Source organism: Pseudomonas sp. 3A(2025), from assembly GCF_054589175.1.
In genome coordinates this window covers 1-264 of record NZ_BAAILM010000086.1, presented here as the reverse complement: position 1 = coordinate 264, position 264 = coordinate 1, and the positions used below count along the sequence as shown (strand labels likewise).

General features: G+C 50.8%; 1 rRNA gene. It reads left to right on the top strand.

Annotated elements, in window-relative coordinates:
- A 23S ribosomal RNA gene (locus ACYP2A_RS22840) occupies window positions 1-264 on the top strand; the annotation flags it as partial.

Genomic DNA, 264 nt, shown 5'->3' with positions numbered 1-264 from the left:
AAGATGGTTATCTTGTACTGAATACATAGGTGCAAGAGGCGAACCAGGGGAACTGAAACATCTAAGTACCCTGAGGAATAGAAATCAACCGAGATTCCCTTAGTAGTGGCGAGCGAACGGGGACCAGCCCTTAAGTGGCTTGGAGATTAGCGGAACGCTCTGGAAAGTGCGGCCATAGTGGGTGATAGCCCCGTACGCGAAAATCTCCTTGTCATGAAATCGAGTAGGACGGGGCACGAGAAACCTTGTCTGAACATGGGGGGA